This window comes from Thalassobaculum sp., from assembly GCF_040219615.1.
Taxonomy (GTDB): Bacteria; Pseudomonadota; Alphaproteobacteria; order Thalassobaculales; family Thalassobaculaceae; genus Thalassobaculum_A.
The window spans coordinates 71,165-92,763 of sequence record NZ_JAVJSE010000031.1 but is presented as its reverse complement, the minus strand read 5'-3'; the positions used below and the strand labels follow the sequence as shown (position 1 = coordinate 92,763).

At 71.6% G+C, this 21,599-nt stretch carries 24 protein-coding genes; 8 read left to right on the top strand and 16 right to left on the bottom strand.

Annotation, left to right across the window (positions count from 1 at the left end):
- Positions 1-4: 4 nt before the first annotated feature.
- Together RIC31_RS16905 and RIC31_RS16900 are read right to left on the bottom strand one after the other, a co-directional pair.
- On the bottom strand, positions 5-814 hold the full coding sequence (locus RIC31_RS16905; RefSeq protein ID WP_350110223.1) for an alpha/beta fold hydrolase: 810 nt from the start codon (positions 812-814) through the stop codon (positions 5-7).
- Between the two features lie 57 nt (positions 815-871).
- Positions 872-1,237: a cupin domain-containing protein gene (locus RIC31_RS16900; RefSeq protein WP_350110219.1), complete on the bottom strand. Its 366-nt coding sequence runs from the start codon at positions 1,235-1,237 to the stop codon at positions 872-874.
- 172 nt (positions 1,238-1,409) lie between these two features.
- On the opposite strand from RIC31_RS16900, the gene RIC31_RS16895 reads away from it, so the two are divergent.
- Together RIC31_RS16895 and RIC31_RS16890 are read left to right on the top strand one after the other, a co-directional pair.
- Positions 1,410-2,156: a dienelactone hydrolase family protein gene (locus RIC31_RS16895; RefSeq protein ID WP_350110216.1), complete on the top strand. Its 747-nt coding sequence runs from the start codon at positions 1,410-1,412 to the stop codon at positions 2,154-2,156.
- Positions 2,157-2,161: 5 nt separating this feature from the next.
- Positions 2,162-2,452 (top strand): DUF6295 family protein, encoded by a 291-nt coding sequence (locus RIC31_RS16890; RefSeq protein ID WP_350110213.1) that lies wholly within the window; start codon positions 2,162-2,164, stop codon positions 2,450-2,452.
- Here the strand turns inward: RIC31_RS16890 and RIC31_RS16885 are convergent.
- From RIC31_RS16885 to RIC31_RS16860, 6 genes are all read right to left on the bottom strand, one after another.
- A complete protein-coding gene (locus tag RIC31_RS16885) occupies positions 2,449-3,486 on the bottom strand; it encodes an amidohydrolase family protein (RefSeq protein ID WP_350110211.1) in 1,038 nt (345 codons plus the stop codon). The two genes, RIC31_RS16890 and RIC31_RS16885, sit on opposite strands and share 4 nt — an antisense overlap.
- A gap of 72 nt (positions 3,487-3,558) precedes the next feature.
- A complete protein-coding gene (locus RIC31_RS16880) occupies positions 3,559-4,302 on the bottom strand; it encodes an alpha/beta hydrolase (protein WP_350110208.1) in 744 nt (247 codons plus the stop codon).
- Positions 4,303-4,424: 122 nt separating this feature from the next.
- A complete protein-coding gene (locus tag RIC31_RS16875; protein WP_350110206.1) occupies positions 4,425-5,276 on the bottom strand; it encodes a substrate-binding domain-containing protein in 852 nt (283 codons plus the stop codon).
- A complete protein-coding gene (locus RIC31_RS16870; protein WP_350110204.1) occupies positions 5,273-6,016 on the bottom strand; it encodes a PIG-L deacetylase family protein in 744 nt (247 codons plus the stop codon). The genes RIC31_RS16875 and RIC31_RS16870 overlap by 4 nt, the downstream gene beginning before the upstream one ends.
- Before the next feature lie 3 nt (positions 6,017-6,019).
- Positions 6,020-7,012: a catechol 2,3-dioxygenase gene (locus RIC31_RS16865; protein WP_350110202.1), complete on the bottom strand. Its 993-nt coding sequence runs from the start codon at positions 7,010-7,012 to the stop codon at positions 6,020-6,022.
- A 128-nt stretch (positions 7,013-7,140) separates the two neighbouring features.
- Positions 7,141-8,112 (bottom strand): LysR substrate-binding domain-containing protein, encoded by a 972-nt coding sequence (locus RIC31_RS16860; protein WP_350110199.1) that lies wholly within the window; start codon positions 8,110-8,112, stop codon positions 7,141-7,143.
- A gap of 166 nt (positions 8,113-8,278) precedes the next feature.
- Here RIC31_RS16860 and RIC31_RS16855 point away from each other — a divergent pair, with 166 nt between their 5' ends.
- A complete protein-coding gene (locus RIC31_RS16855; protein WP_350110196.1) occupies positions 8,279-10,000 on the top strand; it encodes a hypothetical protein in 1,722 nt (573 codons plus the stop codon).
- Between the two features lie 25 nt (positions 10,001-10,025).
- Here the strand turns inward: RIC31_RS16855 and RIC31_RS16850 are convergent, their stop codons facing one another.
- The 3 genes from RIC31_RS16850 to RIC31_RS16840 all read right to left on the bottom strand — a co-directional run bounded on the left by RIC31_RS16850 (position 10,026) and on the right by RIC31_RS16840 (position 11,830).
- The gene (locus RIC31_RS16850) at positions 10,026-10,847 is read right to left on the bottom strand and encodes a DUF4344 domain-containing metallopeptidase (RefSeq protein WP_350110193.1); all 822 of its coding nucleotides are present in this window, start codon (positions 10,845-10,847) and stop codon (positions 10,026-10,028) included.
- Between the two features lie 108 nt (positions 10,848-10,955).
- Positions 10,956-11,564, bottom strand: coding sequence for a PAS domain-containing protein (locus tag RIC31_RS16845; RefSeq protein ID WP_350110189.1), 609 nt, complete (start codon positions 11,562-11,564; stop codon positions 10,956-10,958).
- Between the two features lie 74 nt (positions 11,565-11,638).
- Positions 11,639-11,830 carry a hypothetical protein gene (locus RIC31_RS16840; protein ID WP_350110187.1) on the bottom strand — a complete coding sequence of 64 codons (192 nt, stop codon included), beginning with the start codon at positions 11,828-11,830 and terminating at the stop codon, positions 11,639-11,641.
- A gap of 184 nt (positions 11,831-12,014) precedes the next feature.
- On the opposite strand from RIC31_RS16840, the gene RIC31_RS16835 reads away from it, so the two are divergent.
- Positions 12,015-12,605: a hypothetical protein gene (locus RIC31_RS16835; RefSeq protein WP_350110184.1), complete on the top strand. Its 591-nt coding sequence runs from the start codon at positions 12,015-12,017 to the stop codon at positions 12,603-12,605.
- 43 nt (positions 12,606-12,648) lie between these two features.
- Here RIC31_RS16835 and RIC31_RS16830 read toward each other — a convergent pair whose 3' ends face one another.
- The 3 genes from RIC31_RS16830 to RIC31_RS16820 all read right to left on the bottom strand — a co-directional run bounded on the left by RIC31_RS16830 (position 12,649) and on the right by RIC31_RS16820 (position 14,313).
- Positions 12,649-13,032, bottom strand: a complete 384-nt coding sequence (locus RIC31_RS16830) for a DUF2852 domain-containing protein (protein WP_350110182.1) — start codon at positions 13,030-13,032, stop codon at positions 12,649-12,651.
- Positions 13,033-13,140: 108 nt separating this feature from the next.
- Positions 13,141-13,785, bottom strand: a complete 645-nt coding sequence (locus tag RIC31_RS16825) for a TetR/AcrR family transcriptional regulator (RefSeq protein ID WP_350110178.1) — start codon at positions 13,783-13,785, stop codon at positions 13,141-13,143.
- 57 nt (positions 13,786-13,842) lie between these two features.
- The gene (locus RIC31_RS16820; RefSeq protein ID WP_350110175.1) at positions 13,843-14,313 is read right to left on the bottom strand and encodes a nucleoside deaminase; all 471 of its coding nucleotides are present in this window, start codon (positions 14,311-14,313) and stop codon (positions 13,843-13,845) included.
- Positions 14,314-14,446: 133 nt separating this feature from the next.
- Between RIC31_RS16820 and RIC31_RS16815 the strand changes: the two genes are divergently transcribed.
- From RIC31_RS16815 to RIC31_RS16800, 4 genes are all read left to right on the top strand, one after another.
- Entirely contained in the window at positions 14,447-15,646 is a 1,200-nt protein-coding gene (locus tag RIC31_RS16815; RefSeq protein WP_350110172.1) for a urate hydroxylase PuuD, read from the top strand.
- Positions 15,647-15,806: 160 nt separating this feature from the next.
- Positions 15,807-16,694, top strand: a complete 888-nt coding sequence (gene uraD / locus RIC31_RS16810; RefSeq protein ID WP_350110169.1) for a 2-oxo-4-hydroxy-4-carboxy-5-ureidoimidazoline decarboxylase — start codon at positions 15,807-15,809, stop codon at positions 16,692-16,694.
- Positions 16,695-17,289: 595 nt separating this feature from the next.
- Positions 17,290-17,883 (top strand): Spy/CpxP family protein refolding chaperone, encoded by a 594-nt coding sequence (locus RIC31_RS16805; protein ID WP_350110166.1) that lies wholly within the window; start codon positions 17,290-17,292, stop codon positions 17,881-17,883.
- 29 nt (positions 17,884-17,912) lie between these two features.
- Entirely contained in the window at positions 17,913-18,383 is a 471-nt protein-coding gene (locus RIC31_RS16800) for a DUF411 domain-containing protein (RefSeq protein WP_350110163.1), read from the top strand.
- A 48-nt stretch (positions 18,384-18,431) separates the two neighbouring features.
- On the opposite strand, the gene RIC31_RS16795 is transcribed toward RIC31_RS16800, so the two are convergent.
- Complete coding sequence (locus tag RIC31_RS16795) at positions 18,432-20,195, bottom strand: flavin-containing monooxygenase (protein WP_350110160.1); 1,764 nt, start codon at positions 20,193-20,195, stop codon at positions 18,432-18,434.
- A gap of 89 nt (positions 20,196-20,284) precedes the next feature.
- Complete coding sequence (locus RIC31_RS16790) at positions 20,285-21,466, bottom strand: MFS transporter (RefSeq protein WP_350110157.1); 1,182 nt, start codon at positions 21,464-21,466, stop codon at positions 20,285-20,287.
- Between the last annotated feature and the right edge of the window lie 133 nt (positions 21,467-21,599).

Genomic DNA, 21,599 nt, shown 5'->3' with positions numbered 1-21,599 from the left:
ACAGTCAGCCTTCCAGGTCGCCCAGGAAGTCCGCCAGCAGCCCGGCGCACGCGTCCGGGTGCGACGTGATCAGGAAGTGGCTCGCGCCCTCGACCACCGCCGGGCGGACGTTCGGCAGGCAGGCCGCCAGGCCGTCGGTGATGGTCGCCATCTCCTGGCAGGCGGCGCTGCCGCGCACCAGCAGGACCGGGATGTCGAGACGCGCGTAGTCGGCCTTCGAGGCCGCGAACGCGAAGGCGGTGCGCCAGTCGAGCACGTTGGCGCCGGCGGTCGTCCGGCAGTAGTCCTGCACGACCTCGGGCATCGCCGCGAACGATCCGGCGCCGCCCCAGAAGTCGATGATGCGCCCCGCCGCGTCCCGCTCGCCGCCGGCATGCGCCGCCTCGAAGGCCAGGCTCATCGCGCGGGTGCGCTCGTACAGCTCCTCGGAGCCGTGCTCGCGGATCAGCGCCAGCGGGTTGGCCTCGAAGGTCGCGATGCTGCGGATCTCGGCGACGCCGGCCAGGGCCGCCGCCAGCGCGACGGTGCCGCCGAAGGAATGGCCGACGAGATGGACGGGCGCCCCGATCCGGGCGGCCGCCTTCCCGATCACCCGGACCTGGTGGGCCATGTCGAGATCGGCCGGCGTCCGGGTCTCCCGGGTCGCGCCGTAGCCGAGGATGCTGGTCGCGACCAGCCGGTAGCCCGCGGGCAGCCGCTTCCACATGCCGCGCCAGGCGGCCGGCGTGCCGAACGAGCCGGAGACGAACAGCACCGCCGGCCCGTCCCCCTGCTCGACGAAGTCGATGCCGTCGTCGGATGCGGTCTCGCTCAAGCGGCACTCCCAACCCGTGTCCCAAGGTCGGATGGACACCCTATCGAGAGAGCACGGTCAGGCCCGGGAGACCAGCGGCACGTAGTCGTACTCGCCGACCCCCTGCAGCACCAGGAAGGTCAAGGAGGCGTCGCCGGCGTTGGTGACCAGGTGCGGCCGGCCCGGGGCGACGGCGTAGCTCTCGCCCGGCCCCAGCTCGACGCTTTCCTTCGGTGCCTGCAGGAACAGGCGCATCCGGCCCTCGAGCACGTAGAAGGTGTCGCCGACATGGGTGTGGCTGTGCCAGGGCACCGTCTGGTCGGGCGACAGCTGCAGCTCGGTGATCCGGAAGCCCGGCCGCTCCAGGTGGCGGGCCCGTCGCTCGACCTCATACAGGTGGCTTGCGTCGGGGATGGACTGGCCCCGTTCGGGCGTCGTGGTCATGGGCGGACTCCCGTTCCTGGCTTCCGGAGGCGCATGGCGTTGCGAACCCTACCGCCGGCCCGCACCGGCCGCCACAAGCCATGCGGCACCGGCGGCGGCTGTGCTAGGCTCGGACATCGCTCGCCCCGTCCTGGCGGTCGCTTCCGTTTCCCGTGCCGAGAAGGTGAAGACGATGGCGTATGAAAGCATGATCGCCGAATCCCTGACGATCAACGGCCACAACAACGAGCCGATCTCAGCCTACCAGGCGCGGCCGATGGGCCCCGGCCCGTTCCCGGGCGTCGTCCTGATCCACCACCTGCCCGGCTGGGGCGAGTTCTACCGGGAGATGACCCGGAAATTCGCCCATCACGGCTATGCCGCCGTCAGCCACAACCTGTACCACCGGCTCGGCGAGGGCCATCCCGACGACGTCGCCGCCAAGGCGCGGGCCGAGGGCGGGGTCGCCGACGACCAGATGGTCGGCGATACCCACGGTGCGGTCGCCTGGCTGCGCGCGCAGCCCTTCGTCAACGGCAAGGTAGGCCTGATCGGCAGCTGCTCGGGCGGCCGCCAGGCCTTCGTCTATGCCTGCCAGCGGAACGACATCGACGCCGTGGTCGAACTGTGGGGCGGCCGCGTGGTGCAGGCCGAGGACGACCGGCCGGCCAAGCAGCCGGTCCCGCCGATCGAGATGACCAGGGGCCTGTCCTGCCCGCTGCTGGGGCTGTTCGGCAACGAGGACCGCGCCCCCAGCCCGGAGCAGGTCGACCAGCACGAGGCCGAGCTGAAGAAGCACGGCAAGGACTACGCGTTCCACCGCTACGACGGCGCCGGCCATGGCTTCTTCTACTATCACCGGCCGATGTACCGGGTCGAACAGACCCTGGACGGCTGGGAGAAGATCTTCGCCTTCTTCGGCAAGCACCTGAAGGGGTAGGCGGCATGTGCACCTCGATCGTCGAGATCGTCCCGGCCGAGGGCGCCGGCAAGAGCTTCGACGGCTGGTTCCCGGTCACCCGGGCCGTCGTCTCCTACGACCATCCGAACCACGCGCTGCTCGATGACGGCATCATCGTCGACTTCGTGAACCCGGATCTCGGCCCCGGCGCCCGCGCCGCGGTCGAGCTGACCCTGGAATCGGCCAGGGCGCTGGTCGGCGCCCTCGAGCGGGCGATCGCCGCCGCCGAACTCGAGGAGGCGGAGGCGCGGCGGGTGCCGGCGAAGGCGGCCTAGACCGAAATCCCGAGCCGGTACACCCGCGCGGCGGTGTCCGCGAACAGCGCCCGTTTTTCGGCCGCCGAGCACCCCGCGGCGATTCGCTTGAAGGCGTTCCACAGCACGCCGTAGCCGCAGCTGCCCTTGTCCACCGGGAAGTTGCTCTCGAACATCGCGCGGTCCGGGCCGAACGCCTCGATCGCGGTCTCGACATAGGGCCGCCAGGCGGCGGCCACCGCCTCGGAACCGGGGGCCCGCTCGCCCGCGTGCAGGTCGAAGCCGAACAGCCGCATGCCGAGGCCGCCGAGCTTGACCGCGACGTTCGGCCGCCGGGCGACCTCGCGCAGCGCCGCCCGCCAGTCCGCGAAGACTTCGTCCCGGCGGCCGGCATAGGGGCCGATGCCGATCGGTCCGCCGACATGGTTCAGGATGATCGGGGTATCCGTGAACGCGTCGGCGAGCTCGGCCGCGTCGGCCAGCTGGGTGTGGTACATCCAGGCGTCGAACGACAGGCCGAGCGGCGCCAGATGCGCGAAGCCGGCCCGAAAGGCCGCGCTCCCCAGCAGCCCCGGCGGGACGTTCAGCATCGAGCCGTGGGCGGTCGGGTCGGGATGGTGGACGCTGCTGCAGCGCAGGCCCCTGAGGCGCCCCTGCCCGACCGCGACCGCCGCCTCCAGCAACGGTCGGACCCGGTCGCCGGCGGACAGGTCGAGGGTGCCGACGACGCCCCGGCAGAGCGCCGTGTTCCCGCCCTCCGCCTCGGCGAGCTCGCCGACGCCGGCGGCGAAGGCGACCTCGCCGAGCGGCCGTTCCAGCGGGTCGCCGCCCTCGCGGTACATGGCGTGGCATTCGACATAGACCGTCGCCAGGATCCGGTGGCCCGACCCGTCGATATCGGCCCGCAGGTCGTCGGCCAGGTAGCGCGAGTCCGGACGGTCCCAGAGATGGTGATGCGGGTCGACGATCGGCAGCTCGGGGTCGAGCGGGTCTTCGCGGCAGGTGGCCAGCCAGTCGGGACGGACCGGGATGTGACGGCTGACGGTCAGGCTCATCGGGCGGCTCCGGCAACGGGTGCCCCAGGGTGCCGCAGCGCCGGCCGGAAGTCGACCGGCCGCCGGCCCGGGTCAGGGTCCGAAATAGCGCGCCAGGAATGCCTCGACCGCCCGCCAGCACGCCTCGCTGCCGGGCGACAGCGACGGCACCAGCGCCGAGGAGCCGTGTCGGCCACCCCGGTCCGGCGAGAAATGCGCCTTGCGGTCGTGCGGCACCGCTTCGTAGATCGGCCGCCACTGGGCGACCTCGTCCGGTGGCGAGACGATCAGCAGGGGTACCGCGATGCCCGGCGCCGCGTCGACGACCGAATGGCCTGCCAGATACTCGCCGGGCGACACGGCGACGACCCCTTCGACCAGCGTCGGGTACTCGCCGGCCAGCCACAGCGCAAGCGCCGCCGAGTAGGAACTGCCCCAGAGCAGCACCGGGCCGCCGGTCCGGCTCCGCGCATAGGCGATGCCGGCCTCGATGTCGGGGATCGCCGAGACGTAGTCCTGGCGCATGCCCCTGGCCCGGCCGGCGGCGGCGGTCTCGTTCGGGATCCCGGCGAAGCCCGAGCCGGAGCGCTGGTCGAGGGCGACGGCGTTGTAGCCGAGCCGGTTCAGCCGCGGCGCGATCTCGCGGTACTCGCCGCGGCTGGCCCCGGCCATGTGCGCCAGAACGATCCACGGCGCGCCGGCATCGGGCCCGGCATAGACGTCGGCGGTCACCGGCACCCCGTCGGCGGCGGTCAGGACCACCCGCTCCTGCCCCGCCGCCGGCAGCGTGAGCAGCATCAGGACCGCAAGGGCCGGGAGGATGCGCCGCCTGAACATCGGGTTCCGTCCTTCCCCGAAACGGCCGCCGTCGCGCGGCCGCAGTCCCGCAAGGATACGCCGGTGACCCGCCGGCCGACAGGAACCGGACACTCGCGATCGGACAAAACCGCGCGAGGCGATCAGTGCGCCCATACCTCGTCGACCGACAGCGCCCGCGGCAACAGTCCCTGGTCGAACGCCCAGCGCGCCGCCAGCTCGATCGCCGGGTCCAGCGCCGCGCGGCCGACCGGCAGCGGGGCGCCGGCGGCCTGCAGGGCGGCGACAAGCGCCTCGGCGAAGCCGGCCACCAGTTCCGGCCGCGACAGCACCAGGTCGCGGCGCGCCACCACCAGGTGGTTGACCGGCACGAAGCCGTGCGCCGCCCGGAACCGCGCCCCGGCGGCCTCAGGGTCGGGGAACACCTGGCGCAGGGCGGGGTCGTTCGGCGGCTCGTTGCCGACGATCACGGCGTCCAGGTCGCCCGCCCGCAGCATCGCCAGCATGTCCGATCCGGCCGGCGCCCGCGTGGCCCAGGGCGGGTCGGCGTATTCCGGGACATGGGCCGGCTCGAAGGTGGACCAGCGGATGCTGTCGGCCTTGACGCCGAAATCCTGGGCCAGCACGCCGCGCAGCCAGGCGCAGGTGGTCTGGCTGTAGGCCCGGACGCCCACGCGCCGGCCCGCCAGATCGGCCGGCCCGGCGATGCCGCCGTCGTCGGCCCGGCACCACAGCGAAGGCTCCTGCGAGCGCGCCGCCACCGCCACCGGCAGCAGCACCATCGGCTTGTCGTAGGCCCGGGCCTGCAGAAAGGTGAACAGCGCCATCTCGGAGAGGTCGAAGCGCTGCTCGCGCACCATCGGCGCGAACGCCCGGTAGATCGGCGAGACGTCGGCGAACTCGACCGGCACGCCGCCGACGACCGGACCCGACGCCTTGAACGCCCGGGTCCACTGGGTGGTCCCAAGCGCCACGCCCAGCGTGCCGGCGCTCACGGCAGCAGGTCCGAGACGACGTGCGGGAACACCGCCTCGTAGGCCTCGCCGTATTTGATGCCCTTCCTGTCGGAGTTGCGGGCCGCCTGGGCGCCGCGCTGCAGGGCGACCCGGCCGTAGTACTCCCAGAGATGCTCCTGGCCGGCCATGCACTCGATCGCCGCCTGCTTGCGGTCCCAGACCGCGGTGATGTCGAGCAGCATGGTCGGCATCCAGCGGCACTGCTCGGGCTGGTGCGGCTCGAACAGGAACACCGGCGGCGACCCGGCGACCGGGACACCGGGGTTGTGGCCGTGCGCCTGGGCGATGATCCGGGCGTGCTGGGCGAAGCTGCTGACCGCCGGGTGGTCGTGGTTGTACGGGTCCGCGCGCGAGTGCGTCAGCACGAAGGCCGGATGGGTGGCCCGGTGCAGGTCGGCCAGCCGGTAAAGCGCCTCGTCGGGCAGCGCAATCGGGTAGTCGCCGAGGTCCCAGAACTGGATATCGGCAACGCCCAGGGCCTCGGCCGCCGCCTCGGCCTCCTTGCGGCGCTCGGTCTTGACCCGGTCCAGGGTCATGCCGTCCTGGCGCCACAGCTTGGCCGACTCGCCGCGCTCGCCATAGGACAGGCAGACCACGGTCACCGCCGCGCCCTGCGACGCGTGCAGGGCGATCGCCCCGCCGGCCCGCCACACGAAATCGGCGGAATGGGCGCTGACCACCAGCGCGGTCTTGCCCGCCATCGTCCCGGCTGTCGTCACGGCTCAGTTCCTCCTGGTCTGCGCATCCGCCGCGGCCACGTCGTCGGGCAGCGGCGGCGTGCCGTGGGTGTGGAAGCTCTCGATGGTCTTCAGGCCCCAGGCCTGGCCCTTCTTGCGCTCCTCCTCGGTCCACACCAACGGCTTCCAGTCCGGCGCCAGCAGCAGCCGGGCGCCGGCGTTCGCCAGCTCGACCCGGTTGCCGCCGGGCTCGTAGACGTACAGGAAGAAGGTCTGCTGGATCGCGTGCTTGTGCGGGCCGGTCTCGATGAAGACGTCGTTCTCCTTGAAGATGTCGGCGGCGCGCAGGATCTCCTCGCGGCTGTCCAGCGCGAAGGTCACGTGGTGGAACCGGCCGCCGATGCCGTGCGCCTCGCGGGTGTAGGCGAAGTCGTAGCTCTTGTTGGTGCAGGTCATCCACATGCCGGCCTCGGTGCCGTCGTTCAGCACGATCTGCTCGGTCAGGCGAAAGCCGAGATAGTCCTCGAAGAACACCCGGTTCGCGCGGATGTCGGCGGCCAGGCAGTTGAAGTGGTCGATCCGCCGGACGTTGACGCCGCGCGCCGGGAACCGCTGGGCCTGGTTCTTCAGATACGGCTTCAGCTCGGGCGGCGGCTGGTACCACTCGGTCTCGTAGTACAGCTCGACGACATGACCGTCGGGATCGCGGAACTGGTAGGCCGGGCCGTGGCCGAGATCGCCGTCGGTCCAGCCGATCGCGTACTCGGTGCCCTCCAGCGCCGCGACCCGGCGGGCCAGCGCCTGCGGGCTGCGCGCCCGGAACGCCGCGTGGCCCATGCCGGAGGTGCCGGCGTCGGTCAGCTTCAGCGAATAGCGTTCGTAGTCGTCCCAGCCGCGCAGGTAGACCGAGCGACCGTCGCGCCCGCTCTCGGTCATCCCCATGACGTCGACGAAGAACCGCAGGGACTCCTCGGCCTTCGGCGTCAGCAGTTCGATGTGGCCGAGATGGGCGACGTCGAGAATCGGTTCGGCGGTCATGGCCGTCTCCAGGCACAAGGTCGAGACATACGGGCTCGCGCGCTTCGGCGAGCGCCGCAGTATACCTGAATAGACCCGCCGGCCGCGGGACATGGCATCGCAAATCCGGCACCCGGCATAACCGGTGGCTATACCCCGGCGCCCCCGGATCCGGGCGGCGGCGGCACCAGGCCCCGCCTGGCGAGATCCGCGATGTAGTCCCGCAGCACCGTCGCGAAGGCCTGGGCCGGAGGCGTCAGCGGCCGGTCGCGCGCCAGGATCAGGCCGGCCGGCCGGTCCGGTGCGGCGATCGCCAGTGGCACCACGCGCAGGGTGCCGCGCAGCAGGTCGCCGACCATCATCAGCCGCGGCATCGCCGACAGCATGTCGGTGCTGTGCAGCATCTCGCGGATGAAGCCGTAGGAGTTCGAGCGCAGCGGCCACACCGGCGCCAGGTCGAGCCGCGCCAGGAAATGCTCGATGTCCTGGCCGACGCGCTGGGTGATCGTCGGCAGCACCAGCTCGCAGCCGGCGATTGCCCCGGCGGTGACCGGCTGCTGCCCCAGGATCGGGTGACCGGCCCGTGCCAGCAGCGAGATCGGCTCGCTCCACAGCGGCTCGCGCGCGAACCCGTCCGGGACCGGCGGCGCGTACAGCCGGCCGACGATCACGTCGAGTTCGCCGGCGTCGAGCAGCGGCAGCAGGTCCTCGGTCCGCCCCTCCTGCAACCGCAGGCGGATGCCCGGATGCTGGTCCTTCAGGCGGGCAAGGACGCCGGGCAGCACCCCGCTCGCGGCCACCGGCAGGGCCCCGACCGCGACCGCCCAGCCTTCCGGGCTCGAAAGCTCGTCGAGCGTGTCCTCGAGGCGCGACAGCTCGGCCAGCACCTTGCGGCTGGACCGCAGCACGCGCTCGCCGGCGGCGGTGATCCGGACCCCGCGCGAGTGCCGCTCGAACAGCCGGGTCTGCAGGATGTCCTCGAGCTCCCGCAGGCTCTTGGTCAGCGCCGGCTGGCTGACGCCGAGCGCCTTCGAGGCCTTCGAGATGCTGCCGTGCTGGGCGATCACGTCGGCGGCCCGCAGGAGCGGGAGCTTCAGCCGCTGGTCGAGGTATCGCCGCATCGCCCGACATCTCCCTCCGGCCCGTGCCGCGACCCTTACACCGTCCGGCGGCGCCACGGAACCGCCGCCGTCGGCAAGGCCGGAAATCGCCTCTTGGCCGGTCCGCCGACCCGACATTATCGTCTGGGGTCGCCCGCATGCCCCTCCGATCGCAGCAAGAGGACCGATGACCGACACTCCCGCGACATCGCTGCCGGCCTATGTCGAACTGCACCGAGACGTCATCCTGAATGCCGACCTGTGGACGTCGCAGGTGCGGATCCTGTCCGCCGACTATGCCTTCGAGGGCATTTCGGGCGTCCCGGGGCTGTTCACCGTCGACGACCTGAATCTCGCCGTCCTCGCGGGTGCCGGCGTCAACCTCGACTATGCCGCCGCCGACCCCACCGCGCCGCTGCGCAACCTGACGTCGTCGGGATCGCCGATCGGGATCGCGGCAGGCGGCTTCGGCGGAACGCCGACCCTGCAGGACGCCATGCCGGTGGTGTTCAGCTGGCCCCTGCTGCCGAGCACGGTCCACCCGACCGACATCGCGGTCACGCTCAACACCGGCGAGGTGATCACGCCCGAGGTCGCGGCGCTCAACCCGAACTACGACTACAACGAACGGCACGTGATCGTGTTCTTCGGCGATTTCGGGAACCGGCTGGCGCCCGGCACAGAGGGTGCCCGCTACCCGGTCTCGCTTACCATCGTCGACGACGGCACGCCGCTGATGGCGGTCGGCCGCGACGGGCCGGAGTCGCTGGTCGGAATGACCGCCGCGACCGGCAACCACTACGCGTCGGGACCGCAGCTGGTGGGCGCACGGCTGACCGAATACTCATCGGCCGGCGACTTCTCGCCGGCGGCGCTGTCCCAGGCGTTCCCGAACGACGGCGCGGCCTACTATGGCGACGACGCCGTGTTCCGGCTTCGTCTGTTCACCTCCGGCGGCTTCTCCCCCGATGGGGTCAGCGGCTTCCTGCCGACCGACTTCGGGCGCCTGTTCAAGCTGGAGGCGACGCATGCGGACGGCTCCACGGTCGTGCTGACCCAGGACGGGCTCGACTACGAACTCGGCGTCGGGACGGTCCGGGTGGTCGGCATCGCCGACCTCGGCCCGGCGGTCGGGGACGAGTCGGCGATCGACACGCTTCAGTACCAGGAGGACCACGACAACTATCTGGACATCATCCTGGCGGGCGATGCCGCGGCGGTTGCAAGGCTGACCACCGTCGTGATCCCGACCGCGGCGGAAAGCGGCTACACCGACGTTTACAACCCCGGCGGCCCCGGGCGCACGCCGACCGAGGGCGTGATCTTCTCCGAGCCGGCGGCAGCACAGCGGATCGGGATCGAGGTGAGCCTCGACGACCTGGGGACCGTCAGCTACGCCGCGCAGGCGATCTCGGACTACGACCTGGACGACGGCCTGCCGGTGGTGTTCCGGCTCTACGACCCCGGCAACGGAACGCATCTCTATACCGCCAGCACCGTCGAGGCGACGTCGGCGCTGGGGCTCGGCTATGTCGAGGAGGGCGTTCCGTTCTCGAACGAAGGGTCGCACCCGGCGCTGACCGCGGTGCATCGGTTCTTCTCGGCGACCGCCAGCGACTACGTGCTGACCACCGACCCGGCCGAGATCGCGGCGCTGTCCGAGGCGGACAGCGGCTTCGGCTACGACGGCGTGGCGTTCGCCGGCATCGCCGAGGCCGAGCCCGGGACCACCGCGATCCATCGCTTCTACTCGGCCGCGACGGCGGACCATCTCTACACCGGCAACTTCGCCGAAGGTGCAGACGCCGCAGGCTACGAATATGAGGGCGTCGCCTGGTACGCGATCGGTCTGCTGCAGGCCGACACGGCAACGGAGGCGCTGCGCTCCGGGTGGCTGGTCGAGGCCTGACCGCCGGGCTGTCGGCACGCGGCCGTCATTGCTCCGATTCCGCGTACAGCTCGGCGAAATAGGCGACCAGTTCGTAGCACATGCTCACGTTGCCGGTCTCCGGGTCGTAGTAGGCATTGGCCTCGTCGCAGGATTCGAAGACCACGTCGAAACCGGCCGGCAGAAGGAACAGGTCGGAAACATATGCGACGGCATCCCGGATCTCCTGGGATCCCTTGAGGAAGCTGACCAGCTTCGGGTCGATCCCCTTGCCCGGCCGCTTGAAGAGCAGCCTGATCCGGCCGCCGCCGGCCTTGCCCTCCGGGCGGTAGTGCCGGTCCAGCAGCGCGTCCCAGCTGAGCAGGGTCTGCGCGAAGATGCCGGGGCAGCGCTCCTGCTGCTCCTCGGGCATCTCCGTCAGCTCGGCCAGCTCGACCCAGCCCTCGGGATCGCTGCCGTAGACCAGGCAGACCACGGCGGCATAGCGCTGCAGGTCGAGCGAATGCTCGCCCCAGAACGCCAGGTCGTCCTCGTCCTCCCTCTCGTAGGCCATGCTGTAGCCGTCGGCCGCCGACAGGATCATCGCCTCGGCGACCGGGTCCTCCTGGTCGTCCTCCGGCAGCATCAACAGCACCGCCAGCCCGTCGACGGCGTCCTCCTCGCGGCCCAGGACCGGGATCTCGAGCTTGTCGATCAGGGCGTGACCGAGCTCGTGGTACAGCGTGAACAGCGTGTTCCCGACGACGAAGACCACGAACTCGTCGGCGGCCTCTTCCTGGCCCTTTGCGGACCCGGCGGTCGGCAACGCGCAGGCGAGCGCTACGGCCAGCCCGACGCCCAGCGTCATGCGACGAAAGACGGCCAACATTTGGCGCGATTCCCCTGAAGATACCCGTCGGCGCCAGTGTGATCCGACCTGCGGCGGCGCGCCAGCGGCGTTCGCTGCCCCGGGCGCTGCCCCACGACCGCTGCGCGGCTACAGCACCAGCGGCGGCAACGGGACCGGCAGCATGTCGCTGTCCGGCACGCCGGCACCGAGGTCCACGAACCGGTTGTCGTCGCCGACCCGGTTGTAGGCCGGATCGAGCTGCGGCAGCTTCAGCGCCACGTTCTCGACCGGCTGGCGGATCGTGAACAGCTGCGGCGGGGCCCCCTCCTCGTCGGCGAACACCGGCAGGCAGACATATTCCGAGAAGACCGGGCCGCCGACGCTGTACTCGAACAGCACCCGGAAATACAGGCCGCACGGCCGGCCGGCCAGAGCCAGGTTGATCAGCGATCGGCGCGGCCAGTCCTCCGGCCGCGACAGGTCCTTGAGGCTGGTGCCGGTCAGTTCCCGGCCGCGGCTGGCATTGATCGCCGTGCCGACCAGCCGGAAGATCATCTCCTCCGCCGATCTCACCTCCAGCACGCTCAGCCAGTGCAGATGCCGGGCGATGTCGGACAGGGCGATCTGCCCGCGCCGCGGGACCGTCGCATCGCCGCGCCACCGCAGCCAGGCCTGGACGAAGTCCCGGCATGTCGGGGTGACCAGCAGATCGGACAGCCGTTCCCCGCCGAGCGGTCCGGCCGTGCCTGATGACATCCGTGGTGTCCCTGTCGCCCTGCCCGGGTAGAATCCTAGTGTGCCGTCACTCTGGTTGCCAAGCGCGCCAGCGATCATCTGGCCCGGACCACGAACTCCATCCCGGCCCGATTCCCGACCCATAGCCCCGGCTTGCTGCGCCGGAGCGTGATCAGCAGCTCGCCGACCGACACCTCGGCCCGATCGCCCTGCAGCCGCACCACGGTGCCGCGCATCTCCTTGTCGTTGTCGGTGCAGGTGACCGTGACCTGATCGTCCAGACGCATCGCCGTTCCCCGAAAGGCCGCCGGCGACCCCACCGATCCCCGGACCGTCGCGATGCTGACACAAAACGGCCGCCGACCCGGCACGAATGAGCGGAACCTGCCGCCGCTGCCGTGCCCAGGTGGGTCGCCCTACCGGTATCTGATATAGTTTGCTCCCTCACTGGGGAGCGGGCGGGGTCGCGACGTGCCGAGCCGATACCTCGACGACATCGATCCGGAGAGCCCGTCGCACGCGGCGGGCAGCCCCGGAGGCCGCATCGTCGAGTACAAGGCGGACGATCGCTGGAGCCTCGAGCAGCTCGATTTCAGGGAATGGTTCCGGGCCGTTGCGGTCGACGGCATGGTGCCGCAGGGCACGCCGATCGACCGGCTGGCCCGCTACCTCGGGCACATCCACAAGCTCGAGGTCGGCCGCGGCGGGACCGACTTCCGCTACCGGATCTACGGCAACCTGATCGCCGCCGAGGCCAACATGCGGATGCAGGATCGCTGGGTCTCCGAACTGCAGGAGCCGACCAGCGGCATCGTCCTCGAGCACTATCGCCGACTGTGCGGCAAGCCCCGGCTGTTCGTCGGCGAGCTGCGCTATGCCGGCGGCGAGACGATGCGCTACCCGGTCTGGCTGCGCGCGGAGGCGCCGATCGGAACGCGCGACGCCGGAACGCTGGGGTTCATCGTGCTGACCTTACCGCTGGAACACGCCAGCCTGATGCCGGAGGACGAGGCCCCCGGCGGCGGGGCTCCCGACGCCGGGGGCCCGCCGCCTTCCGTCTGACCGGCAGGCGGCGGGGATCTTCGGGTCGCCCCGGTGGTTGGGGTCAGGCGCCGGCCGCCTCCGGGGCGGAACGGTCGGACGGACGGCCGCGCTGCTCGGCCATGAACTGGTCGAACTCCGCCTTGTCCTTCGCCTTCCGCAGGCGCTCCAGGAAGTCGACGAACTCCTTCTGCTCGTCCTCGAGACGCTTGAGGGTCTCGGCCCGGTACTCGTCGAACGCACTGTTGCCGGTGCCGCCACCCGCGCTCGACCGCTTCTCGCCGTGCCACCACTGGCCACGGCTGCGCTTCCAACATCCCATGCGACCACTCCAGAAAAGATAAGCCAGAACCGCCAGGCCGATCGGCCAGAACGCGATGAAACCGAGCACCATCAGGCCGATCCATGCCGGCTTTCCGATGTCGTCGAGCTTTTCCACGATGCCCATGCTGCACACACCATGTAAATGTTAGTAACATTCACATGGGCGATGCCGTCGCGCCGTTCAAGCCGCCCCGGTCGAAAAATCGCCGCCGAGAATCCGACCGGCGGCCAGCTATCGCTTCGGGGCGTGCAGCCCGAGGCCCTGCAGGTACACCAGTACCGCCGCCTCCAGCAGTTCCTCCGGCGCCATCGGCAGCTTGCGGCGGCCGGCGTCGCCGCGGCCGAACAGCGAGGCGATGCCGTGCGCCATCGACCAGAGATGCAGGGCGACCATCATCGCCGGCGGCCGGGCGCCGGCGGGCGCCAGGGCGCACAGCGCCTCGGCGGCCTTGCGGATCACCGCGAAGGCGGCGTCGGCGGCCTTGCGCAGTTCCGGATCGGCGTCCAGGTCGACCCCGGCCTCGAACATCGCCGAGTAGTGGGCCGGCTCCTCGCGGGCGAACTGCAGGTAGGCGCGGCCGGTGTTCTCGAACGCCGTGAAGGTGTCGGGCCGGCCGTCGTTCCAGGCCTTGTCGAGGCGCTGCTCGAACAGCTCGAAGCCGCGCCGGGCGACGTCGGCGATCAGCGCCTCGCGGTCGCGGAAGTGCCGGTAGGGCGCGGCCGAACTGACCCCGGCCGAGCGCGCGGCGTCGGCGAAGCTGAAGCCCGACGGCCCCTTCTCGGCGATCAGCGACAGGGCCGCCTCGATCAGCGCCTCGCGCAGGTTACCGTGGTGGTAGCCGCGCTTGCCGCCGGATCCGTCCTTCGACCATCCCATGGACGCGGTTCTTATGTCATTCGGGCCAGGAGCGCAGCCGCAATCGGCGATCGCGGCTCAGTACGGGTTCTTGTCCGGGTTGTCGGCCCACTGCCGGAACACCGCCCGCGCCTCGTCGCGCAGCAAGTTGCTCGCCGGCAGCGCCCGGCCGTCGATCGGCAGCGCCACCTGCTCGTAGAACCACTGGTCGTCGAAGCCGATCTCGGCGGCGTCCGCCCGGGTGTTGGCGTAGACCATGCGGTCGATGCGGGCCCACAGGATCGCGGTCAGGCACATCGGGCAGGGCTCGCAACTGGTGTAGACCACCGCCCCCGACAGGTCGTGGCTGCCGAGATGGGCACAGGCCCGGCGGATCGCCACCATCTCGGCATGGGCGGTCGGGTCGTGGTCGGCGGTCACCCGGTTGACGCCCTCGCCGAGGATGACGCCGTCGCGCACCACCACCGCGCCGAACGGGCCGCCCTCGGCGCTGACGGCGTTGCCGCGGCTCAGCTCGATGGCGCAGCGCAGGAAGGTCTCGTCTGACATGGCAGTCCCCTTCGGTTCCACGGCGATTATGACGCGCCGCTTCGCATCCGCGAAGCTTGCTGGCGGTTCGGAACGCCGTGTAGCGTTGCGGGTCGGCTGTCAGACCATCGGGAATCAGGGCGGGAACGGCAGGATGGACGCGGTGCTCGTCGCTTGGGTGGAGATGATCCTGCGCTGGCTGCACGTCGTCGCCGGCATCGCCTGGATCGGCAGCTCGTTCTACTTCATCGCCCTCGACCTCAGCCTGCGGAAGCGCGACGACCTGCCGGACGGCGTCCAGGGCGAGGCCTGGCAGGTCCACGGCGGCGGCTTCTACAACCTCGTGAAATACCTGGTGGCGCCGGCCCGGATGCCGGACGAGCTGACCTGGTTCAAGTGGGAGGCCTACACCACCTGGCTCAGCGGCTTCGCCCTCATGGCGCTGGTCTACTACCTGGGCGCCGAGCTGTTCCTGATCGACCCGGCGGTCGAGCGGTTCACGCCGTTCCAGGCGGTGTTCTGCAGCCTGGCGGGGCTGCTCGCCGGCTGGCTGCTGTACGAGTGGGCCTGCCGCTCCGATTTCGGGCGCAATACCACGCTGCTGTCGCTGGCCGGCTACGTGTTCCTGGTGGCCGCGACCTGGGGGTTCACCGAGATCTTCAGCGGCCGCGGCGCCTTCATCCAGGTCGGCGCGCTGATCGGCTCGATCATGGTCGCCAACGTGTTCGTGGTGATCATCCCGAACCAGAAGAGGACGGTCGCCGCGCTGCTGGCCGGCGAGACCCCGGACCCCGCCCTCGGCGCCCAGGCCAAGCAGCGCTCGCTGCACAACAACTACCTCACCCTGCCGGTCGTGCTGCTGATGGTCAGCAACCACTACCCGCTGCTGTTCGCCACGAAATACAACTGGGTGATCGTCGCCATCCTGCTGGCGCTCGGCCCGGTGATCCGGCACTTCTTCAACGAGCGTCATGCCGGCCGGGCCAGCCCGTGGTGGACCTGGGGGGTGGCGGCGCTCGGCCTCGCCGTGATCGGCTGGCTGTCCGCGGCCGGACCGCGCGAGAAGCTGCTGGGTGCGACGGTGACGCCTGCCCCGGCGTTCGCCGCGGTCGAGGAGATCGTGATCTCCCGCTGCAGCATGTGCCACGGCGACTACGCCGCCTGGGACGGCATCGCGGCCGCCCCGAAGGGCGTCAAGCTGGACACGCCCGAGCGCATCCACGCCCACGCCGCGATGATCGGCCTGAACGCCGTGCGCTCGTCGGCGATGCCGCCCGGCAACGTCACCGGCATGGAGCCCGGCGAGCGCGCCGTGCTGGCCGCCTGGCTGGCGGCCGGGGCGCCGAGAGAGTGACGACGATGGCCGCAGATCCCGACCCGGCCCTTCGCGGCCCCGCTTTCGCGGGGCACCTCAGGGCGATAGGGATAGGGCAGGGTCGGCGGTCGCTCTTCTTCCCCTGTCGCCCTGAGGTGCCGCGCATCGCGCGGCCGCGAAGGGCAGTCGGAGCCGCCAGATGACCGACCGCATCGCCCTCGACGCCCTCAACCGCCTCGACGACGCCGGCTTCGTGGCGGCGCTGGGCGGGGTGTTCGAGAACGCCCCCTGGGTGGCCGAGGCGGTGCTGCCCGGGCGCCCCTACGGGTCGCTGGCGTTTCTCCACGCGGCGATGTCGGCGGCGGTCCGCGACGCGCCGGCGGAGCGCAGGCTGGCCCTGCTGCGTGGCCACCCTGACCTGGCCGGCAAGGCGGCGCGGGCCGGCGCCATGACCGACGAGTCGAAGGCCGAGCAGGCCGGCGCCGGGCTCGACCGGCTGACCGAGGCCGAATACGACCGCTTCCACGAACTGAACGCCGCCTACCCGGCGAAGTTCGGCTTCCCGTTCATCGTCTGCGTGCGCCGGCACGGCAAGGAGTCGATCCTGCGCAGCTTCGAGCGGCGGCTGGCCCACACGCCCGAGCAGGAACTGGCGGCCGCGCTGGAGGAGGTGCTGCGGATCGGCGCCCTGCGGATCGACCAGAAGGTGACCGCCGCCGACCGCCTGCCGCTGGCCGGCCGGCTGTCGACCCATGTACTGGACACCCATCGCGGCCGTCCCGCGGCCGGGGTCGAGATCGAACTGTTCGAGCTGTGGGGCGAGGAGCGGCGCCCGGTGGCCCGCGGCGTCACCAACGCCGACGGCCGCACCGACGCGCCGTTGATCTCGGGCCGCCCGGTGCCGATCGCCCGCTACGAGCTGCGCTTCGGCCTCGGCGACTACTTCGCCGGCCTCGGGGTGGCGCTGGCCGACCCGCCGTTCCTGGACGTGGTGCCGATCCGCTTCGCGGTCGGCGAGCCCGAGGGCCACTACCACGTGCCGCTGCTGGCCACGCCCTGGGGCTACACGACCTATCGGGGGAGCTGACCGGCCCGCCCCTTGATCTGCGTCAAAGGTGGCGGCGGCGTTACGGTGCAGGGTTGCAGGAGCGTCGGCGAGCGGCCACCTGAGGTTGGACATACGGGACGGATTCGATGCAGCGCTGCGGCAGGTCGATACGAGGGGTACTGGCAGGCCTTCTGGTTCTGTCGGCCCTCGTCGGTGCCCCGGCCGTCGGCCATGCCGATCCCCACAGGTCCGAGACACCGGCGCCGTGCTCGGCGGCCGACGACCCGGTTGCCTGCGAGGCAGGCCGCAGCGCCGATGCCACGGCCGCCGAAGACAGCGACTGTGCCCGGGATCTCGGCACCGACCGGCATTGCTGTGCCGACCCGCGGTGCCTCTCGGTGCATGGCGGCCTGCCGCCCCGCATCGCGACCGTACCCGACGGCCCGGGCATCGCGCCCCACCGTTCGACGCTCGTCGACCGGCTCGACGGAGCCGAACCCGCGCCGGGCTTGCGCCCGCCGAGACCGCGGGCCTGATGACTCCGGGCCGGCTGCGGCCCGCCGTATCGCTTCGACCTGCAGATTGCGAACCGGGCCGCCCGCCGACCGGCGCGACGTGCCCAATGGAGACAGCCATGACAAGCTTCCTTCGCGCGACGCTTCCCGCCCTCGCACTCCTGGCCGCGGCCAGCGTGGCGCAGGCCCAGACCCCGCAGCAGAACACCCAGGCGCACCACCCGGCGGCGCCGGCACCCGGCATGGGCGCGGGGATCGGGATGGACCGAGGGGGCATGATGGGGATGATGGGCGGCGCCATGGGCCCCGGCATGATGCAGCAGATGCACGGCGGACCCGGCGGCATGCCGATGATGGGGATGATGCGCGGCGGCATGGGCATGCCGTTCGAGCACGTCGAGGGCCGCATCGCCTTCCTGAAGGCCGAGATCGGCATTACCGAGGCGCAGCAGCCGGCCTGGGACGCCCTCGCCGCCGCCCTGCGCCGGAACGCCGAGGCCATGCGGTCCATGCACCAGCGCATGGCCGAGCGGATGCAGCCGGCCGCCAAGCCCTGGCCGGACCGCATCGAAGGCATGGCCGGCATGCTGGCGGCCCGCGCCGAGGCGCTGAAGGCGGTCGAGATGGCGGCGCGACCGCTCTACGATGCCCTGACGGACGAGCAGCGCGGCAAGGCGGACGCGTTGTTCGCCGGCCCGATGGGCATGATGTGAGGCGCGGGCGGGAACGGCTGGAGGTAGCGATGCGTATCAGGAAGGCACTGTTCCCGGCGGCAGCCGGCATCATCGCCCTCGCCGCCGTGGCGTTCGCGGCTCCGGTGCTGACCGCCAGACCCGCCGAGGCGGAGCAGGAGGTCGAAGTCTGGAAGTCACCCACCTGCGGCTGCTGCAAGGGCTGGGTCGAGCACCTGCGGGCGGCCGGCTTCGCGGTGACGGTACACGACGTCGACGACGTGCAACCGATGAAGACCATGGCCGGCGTTCCGGACCGGCTCGCCTCCTGCCACACCGCCAAGGTCGGCGGCTACGTGGTCGAGGGGCACGTCCCGGCGGCGGACATCCGCCGCCTGCTCGGCGAGAAGCCCCGGGCGCTGGGCCTGTCGGTTCCGGGCATGCCGGCCGACGCGCCGGGCATGGACATGCGGACCGGCGAGCCCTACTCGGTGGTGCTGTTCGGCAGCCCCGACGGCGACAAAGTCTACGCCCGGCACTGACCACCCCGGGAGCGCCCGCCGCACCGGATGCGGCGGGCGCCACCTCGGTCACACCAGCCCCAGCTCCTCGGCCTTGATCGCCAACGCCAGGTATTTCGAGTAGTTGCGGCACTGCGAGAAGGCGCCGGCGGTGAACCACAGGCCGGGATGGCCGGTGCGGGTCCACATGTTGCGCAGCTCCTGGATCTCCTCATCGAAGCCCCAGACCGGGCCGGCGCGCTCGGCGACCGTATCGCCGAACAGGGTCCGGACCATGTGGTCCTGGCCCTTGTAGCCGGTCGCCAGCACCACGAGGTCGGCCTGCAGCAGGCGGCCGTCGGCGAGGCGCGTGCCGCCGCCCTCGAAGCCCTCGATGTCGGCGTACTGCACCACCGGGATCCTGCCGGCCGCGATCAGGTCGGAGCAGCCGACGTTGAAGTAGTAGCCGCCGCCGCGGGTCCGGTACAGCAGCGGCCAGCCGGTGCCGCCCTCGCCGAACGACAACCGGAACCCGGCCTTCTCCAGGCCGTCGAGCAGCGGCCTGTCGATCTCCCGCACCTCGTCGGTCAGCAGCCTGTGGGCGACCTTCATCAGCGCCAGCGGCATCGAGGCGTTGATCAGGTCGCGGTCGTCGAGCGACGGCCCGTCGCCGAGATAGACCCCGTCGTAGAGCTGGGCGCTCGGCTCGATGTTCACCACCAGGGTCGGGCTGCGCTGGATCATGGTCACCCGGGCGCCGCTGCCGTGCAGGTCCTGGGCGATGTCGTGGGCGCTGGTGCCGGTGCCGAACACCAGCACGTCGCGGTCGCGCCAGTCGGCGCCGCTGCCGAAGCCGCTGGAATGCACGACCGCGCCGCCGAAGCGCTCCAGGGTCGGGATCTCCGGCAGGCTGGGGGTGCCGCTGACGCTGGTCGCCATCACGATGTGGCGCGGCCGCATCACCCGCTCGCCGCCGTCGGCCAGCCGCAGCCGGGCGGTCCAGCAGCCGGCCTCGTCGTCGTAGGTGCCGCCCTCGAAGGCCGTCCCGGTCCAGAAGTTGATCTCCAGGGCCTCGACATAGAGTTCCAGCCAGTTGGCGACCATGTCCTTCGGGATGTAGGTCGGGAAGGTCTCCGGGAACGGCAGGTAGGGCAGGTGGTTGCTGTGCTTCTGGTTGTGCAGCTTCAGCCCGTGATAGCGCAGCCGCCAGTTGTCGCCGACCCGCGCCATGCGGTCGACCACCAGGGCGTCGACGCCGAGCTGGCCGAGCCGGGCGGCGATGGTGAGGCCGGCATGCCCGCCGCCGACGATCAGCACCGCCGGGTCGCGGTCGGCGTAGGCCCGTGCCGCCTGCCGCCGGTCCAGCCAGTTCGGCCCGTGCATGTCGCGCTCGAACACCGGCCCCTCGCGGGCGGCCCGGACCGTCGCCTCCTCGTGGCCGCGCAGTTCGTCGAGGGCGGTCAACAGGGTCCAGGCCCGCGGCGTGTCGAGCCCCCGGTCCAGCCGGAACCGCACGATGCCGCTGCCGCGCCCGACGTCGGTCTCGAAGCCGATCATCGCCTCGACGACCTCGACCCCGGCACGGGCGACGATGCGCGGCGGGCAGCGGTCGGGATGGATCGTCAGGCCACGCAGCCGGCGCTCGCGTCCCAGCCGCGCCAGGTCGCCGGCGACCGCCTCGCCGCCGCTCACCGTCGCGATCCGCCAGGTCAGCGCCAGCACGTCGCGCCAGTGCGCGTCGTCCAGGAACAGCGGCGCCAGCCGGCCCGGATCGCCGGAGGCCAGCGCCGCCTCGAACCGGCCCAACCAGTCGGTCACCGTCGCGGCGATGCGCGACCCCTGTTCCGCTCCCATGCGCGTGCCCCGCTTGCCGGAGGTCGTCCTCGATGGCGGTGAGGCTAGCGGAGGACCACCGCCCCCGGCAATTCGGCCGGCCGGAACGACTACCGTCGCCGGCTGGAGGCGATCGCGAGGGCGAAGCTGACGGCGGCCACCGCGAGCAGGACCAGCAGGCCGGCGCGAACCGTGTCGTAGCCGCCGGCCGACCAGACCACCGCGGCCAGGGTCGGCGCCGCCGCGCTGGCGGTGATGAACGGCAGGGCGAGCGCGCCGGAGATCGCGCCGAAACCGTCGCGGCCGAGAACCGTGGCCGACACCACCGGCCGGGCGATGGCGATAACGCCGTAACCGGCCCCCTGAAGCACCACGAAGGCGGCCAGCAGCGGCGGCGAGGCCCCGGCCAGGATCAGCGCCACGACCGCCGCCGCCATCAGCGCGAAGGACAGGCCGCAGACCGCGTTCATCGAGACCCGGCGCTCCACCGACATCATCAGCAGCCGGCCGACCACCTGCATCGGCCCGATGCCGGAGGCCGCCAGCACCGCCACGCCGTGGTCGACCCCGCGCTCGGCCAGCATCGGCAGCAGATGGGTAATCAAGATGCCATGGCTGAGCGCGATCATCGGGAACGCCGTGGCCAGCAGCCAGAATGCCGGCCGCCTGAGGGCCGCGTGCAGGGCACCCGAACCGGCCAATCCCGGCCCGCTCCGCACCGCCGCGGATTCGCGGTCGGCGGCACGCCCCCCGAACAGGAACAGCGGCGCCGCGACCGCCAGCATCAGGCCGGCGAACGCCAGCACTGCGACCCGCCAGCCCCACAGCCCGGCGACCGCGTTGCCGCCGGCGAATGCCAGCGCGCTGGCGAAGCCGGTGACCAGGGTGATCATGGTCAGAACCCGCCGGGCGTCGGCGCCCTGGGTGCGCACCAGGAAGGCCGAGCACGGCTCGTACAGGCAGGCCGCGGCGGCGACGCCCAGCACCGCCCAGAGGGCATAGAACTGCCAGACCTCGTTCACCAGGGCGAGCGCACCGACGATCGCGGCCGCCGCCACCGTGCCCCAGGTCAGCAGCCTGACGCCGTGGCCGGCGTCGATCAGCCGGCCGGCCAGCGGCGCCGCCGCCGCCGAGATCAGCACCGACAGGGTGAAGGCGCCGGCCAGGGTGGTCTTCGACCAGCCGAGATCGGCCTCCCAGTGCAGCAGCAGGGCGGGGAACAGGTACAGGGTGCCGGCCCATACGATGGTCTCGGCGACGGCCAGCGCCCACACGGCGCGGCGGCTGATCACGCGCGGCCCCCGTACACGGTCATGCTGCCTCGGTCAGGGTTCGGATGCGCCGGGGCAGCGGGCGGCCACGGCGGCTCCAGCCTCGCCCGCCGACGGCCCCGTGATCAAGCGGGTCTGCCTTCGGCCATTGCCG

Excerpts from the sequence above, each read along its gene's own strand:
- RIC31_RS16900 (WP_350110219.1), bottom strand. The coding sequence starts at position 1,237 with ATGACCACGACGCCCGAACGGGGCCAGTCCATCCCCGACGCAAGCCAC.
- RIC31_RS16895 (WP_350110216.1), top strand. The coding sequence starts at position 1,410 with ATGGCGTATGAAAGCATGATCGCCGAATCCCTGACGATCAACGGCCAC.
- RIC31_RS16890 (WP_350110213.1), top strand. The coding sequence starts at position 2,162 with ATGTGCACCTCGATCGTCGAGATCGTCCCGGCCGAGGGCGCCGGCAAG.
- RIC31_RS16885 (WP_350110211.1), bottom strand. The coding sequence starts at position 3,486 with ATGAGCCTGACCGTCAGCCGTCACATCCCGGTCCGTCCCGACTGGCTG.
- RIC31_RS16880 (WP_350110208.1), bottom strand. The coding sequence starts at position 4,302 with ATGTTCAGGCGGCGCATCCTCCCGGCCCTTGCGGTCCTGATGCTGCTC.
- RIC31_RS16865 (WP_350110202.1), bottom strand. The coding sequence starts at position 7,012 with ATGACCGCCGAACCGATTCTCGACGTCGCCCATCTCGGCCACATCGAA.
- RIC31_RS16860 (WP_350110199.1), bottom strand. The coding sequence starts at position 8,112 with ATGCGGCGATACCTCGACCAGCGGCTGAAGCTCCCGCTCCTGCGGGCC.
- RIC31_RS16855 (WP_350110196.1), top strand. The coding sequence starts at position 8,279 with ATGACCGACACTCCCGCGACATCGCTGCCGGCCTATGTCGAACTGCAC.
- RIC31_RS16850 (WP_350110193.1), bottom strand. The coding sequence starts at position 10,847 with ATGTTGGCCGTCTTTCGTCGCATGACGCTGGGCGTCGGGCTGGCCGTA.
- RIC31_RS16845 (WP_350110189.1), bottom strand. The coding sequence starts at position 11,564 with ATGTCATCAGGCACGGCCGGACCGCTCGGCGGGGAACGGCTGTCCGAT.
- RIC31_RS16840 (WP_350110187.1), bottom strand. The coding sequence starts at position 11,830 with ATGCGTCTGGACGATCAGGTCACGGTCACCTGCACCGACAACGACAAG.
- RIC31_RS16830 (WP_350110182.1), bottom strand. The coding sequence starts at position 13,032 with ATGGGCATCGTGGAAAAGCTCGACGACATCGGAAAGCCGGCATGGATC.
- RIC31_RS16825 (WP_350110178.1), bottom strand. The coding sequence starts at position 13,785 with ATGGGATGGTCGAAGGACGGATCCGGCGGCAAGCGCGGCTACCACCAC.
- RIC31_RS16820 (WP_350110175.1), bottom strand. The coding sequence starts at position 14,313 with ATGTCAGACGAGACCTTCCTGCGCTGCGCCATCGAGCTGAGCCGCGGC.
- RIC31_RS16815 (WP_350110172.1), top strand. The coding sequence starts at position 14,447 with ATGGACGCGGTGCTCGTCGCTTGGGTGGAGATGATCCTGCGCTGGCTG.
- uraD (WP_350110169.1), top strand. The coding sequence starts at position 15,807 with ATGACCGACCGCATCGCCCTCGACGCCCTCAACCGCCTCGACGACGCC.
- RIC31_RS16805 (WP_350110166.1), top strand. The coding sequence starts at position 17,290 with ATGACAAGCTTCCTTCGCGCGACGCTTCCCGCCCTCGCACTCCTGGCC.
- RIC31_RS16800 (WP_350110163.1), top strand. The coding sequence starts at position 17,913 with ATGCGTATCAGGAAGGCACTGTTCCCGGCGGCAGCCGGCATCATCGCC.
- RIC31_RS16795 (WP_350110160.1), bottom strand. The coding sequence starts at position 20,195 with ATGGGAGCGGAACAGGGGTCGCGCATCGCCGCGACGGTGACCGACTGG.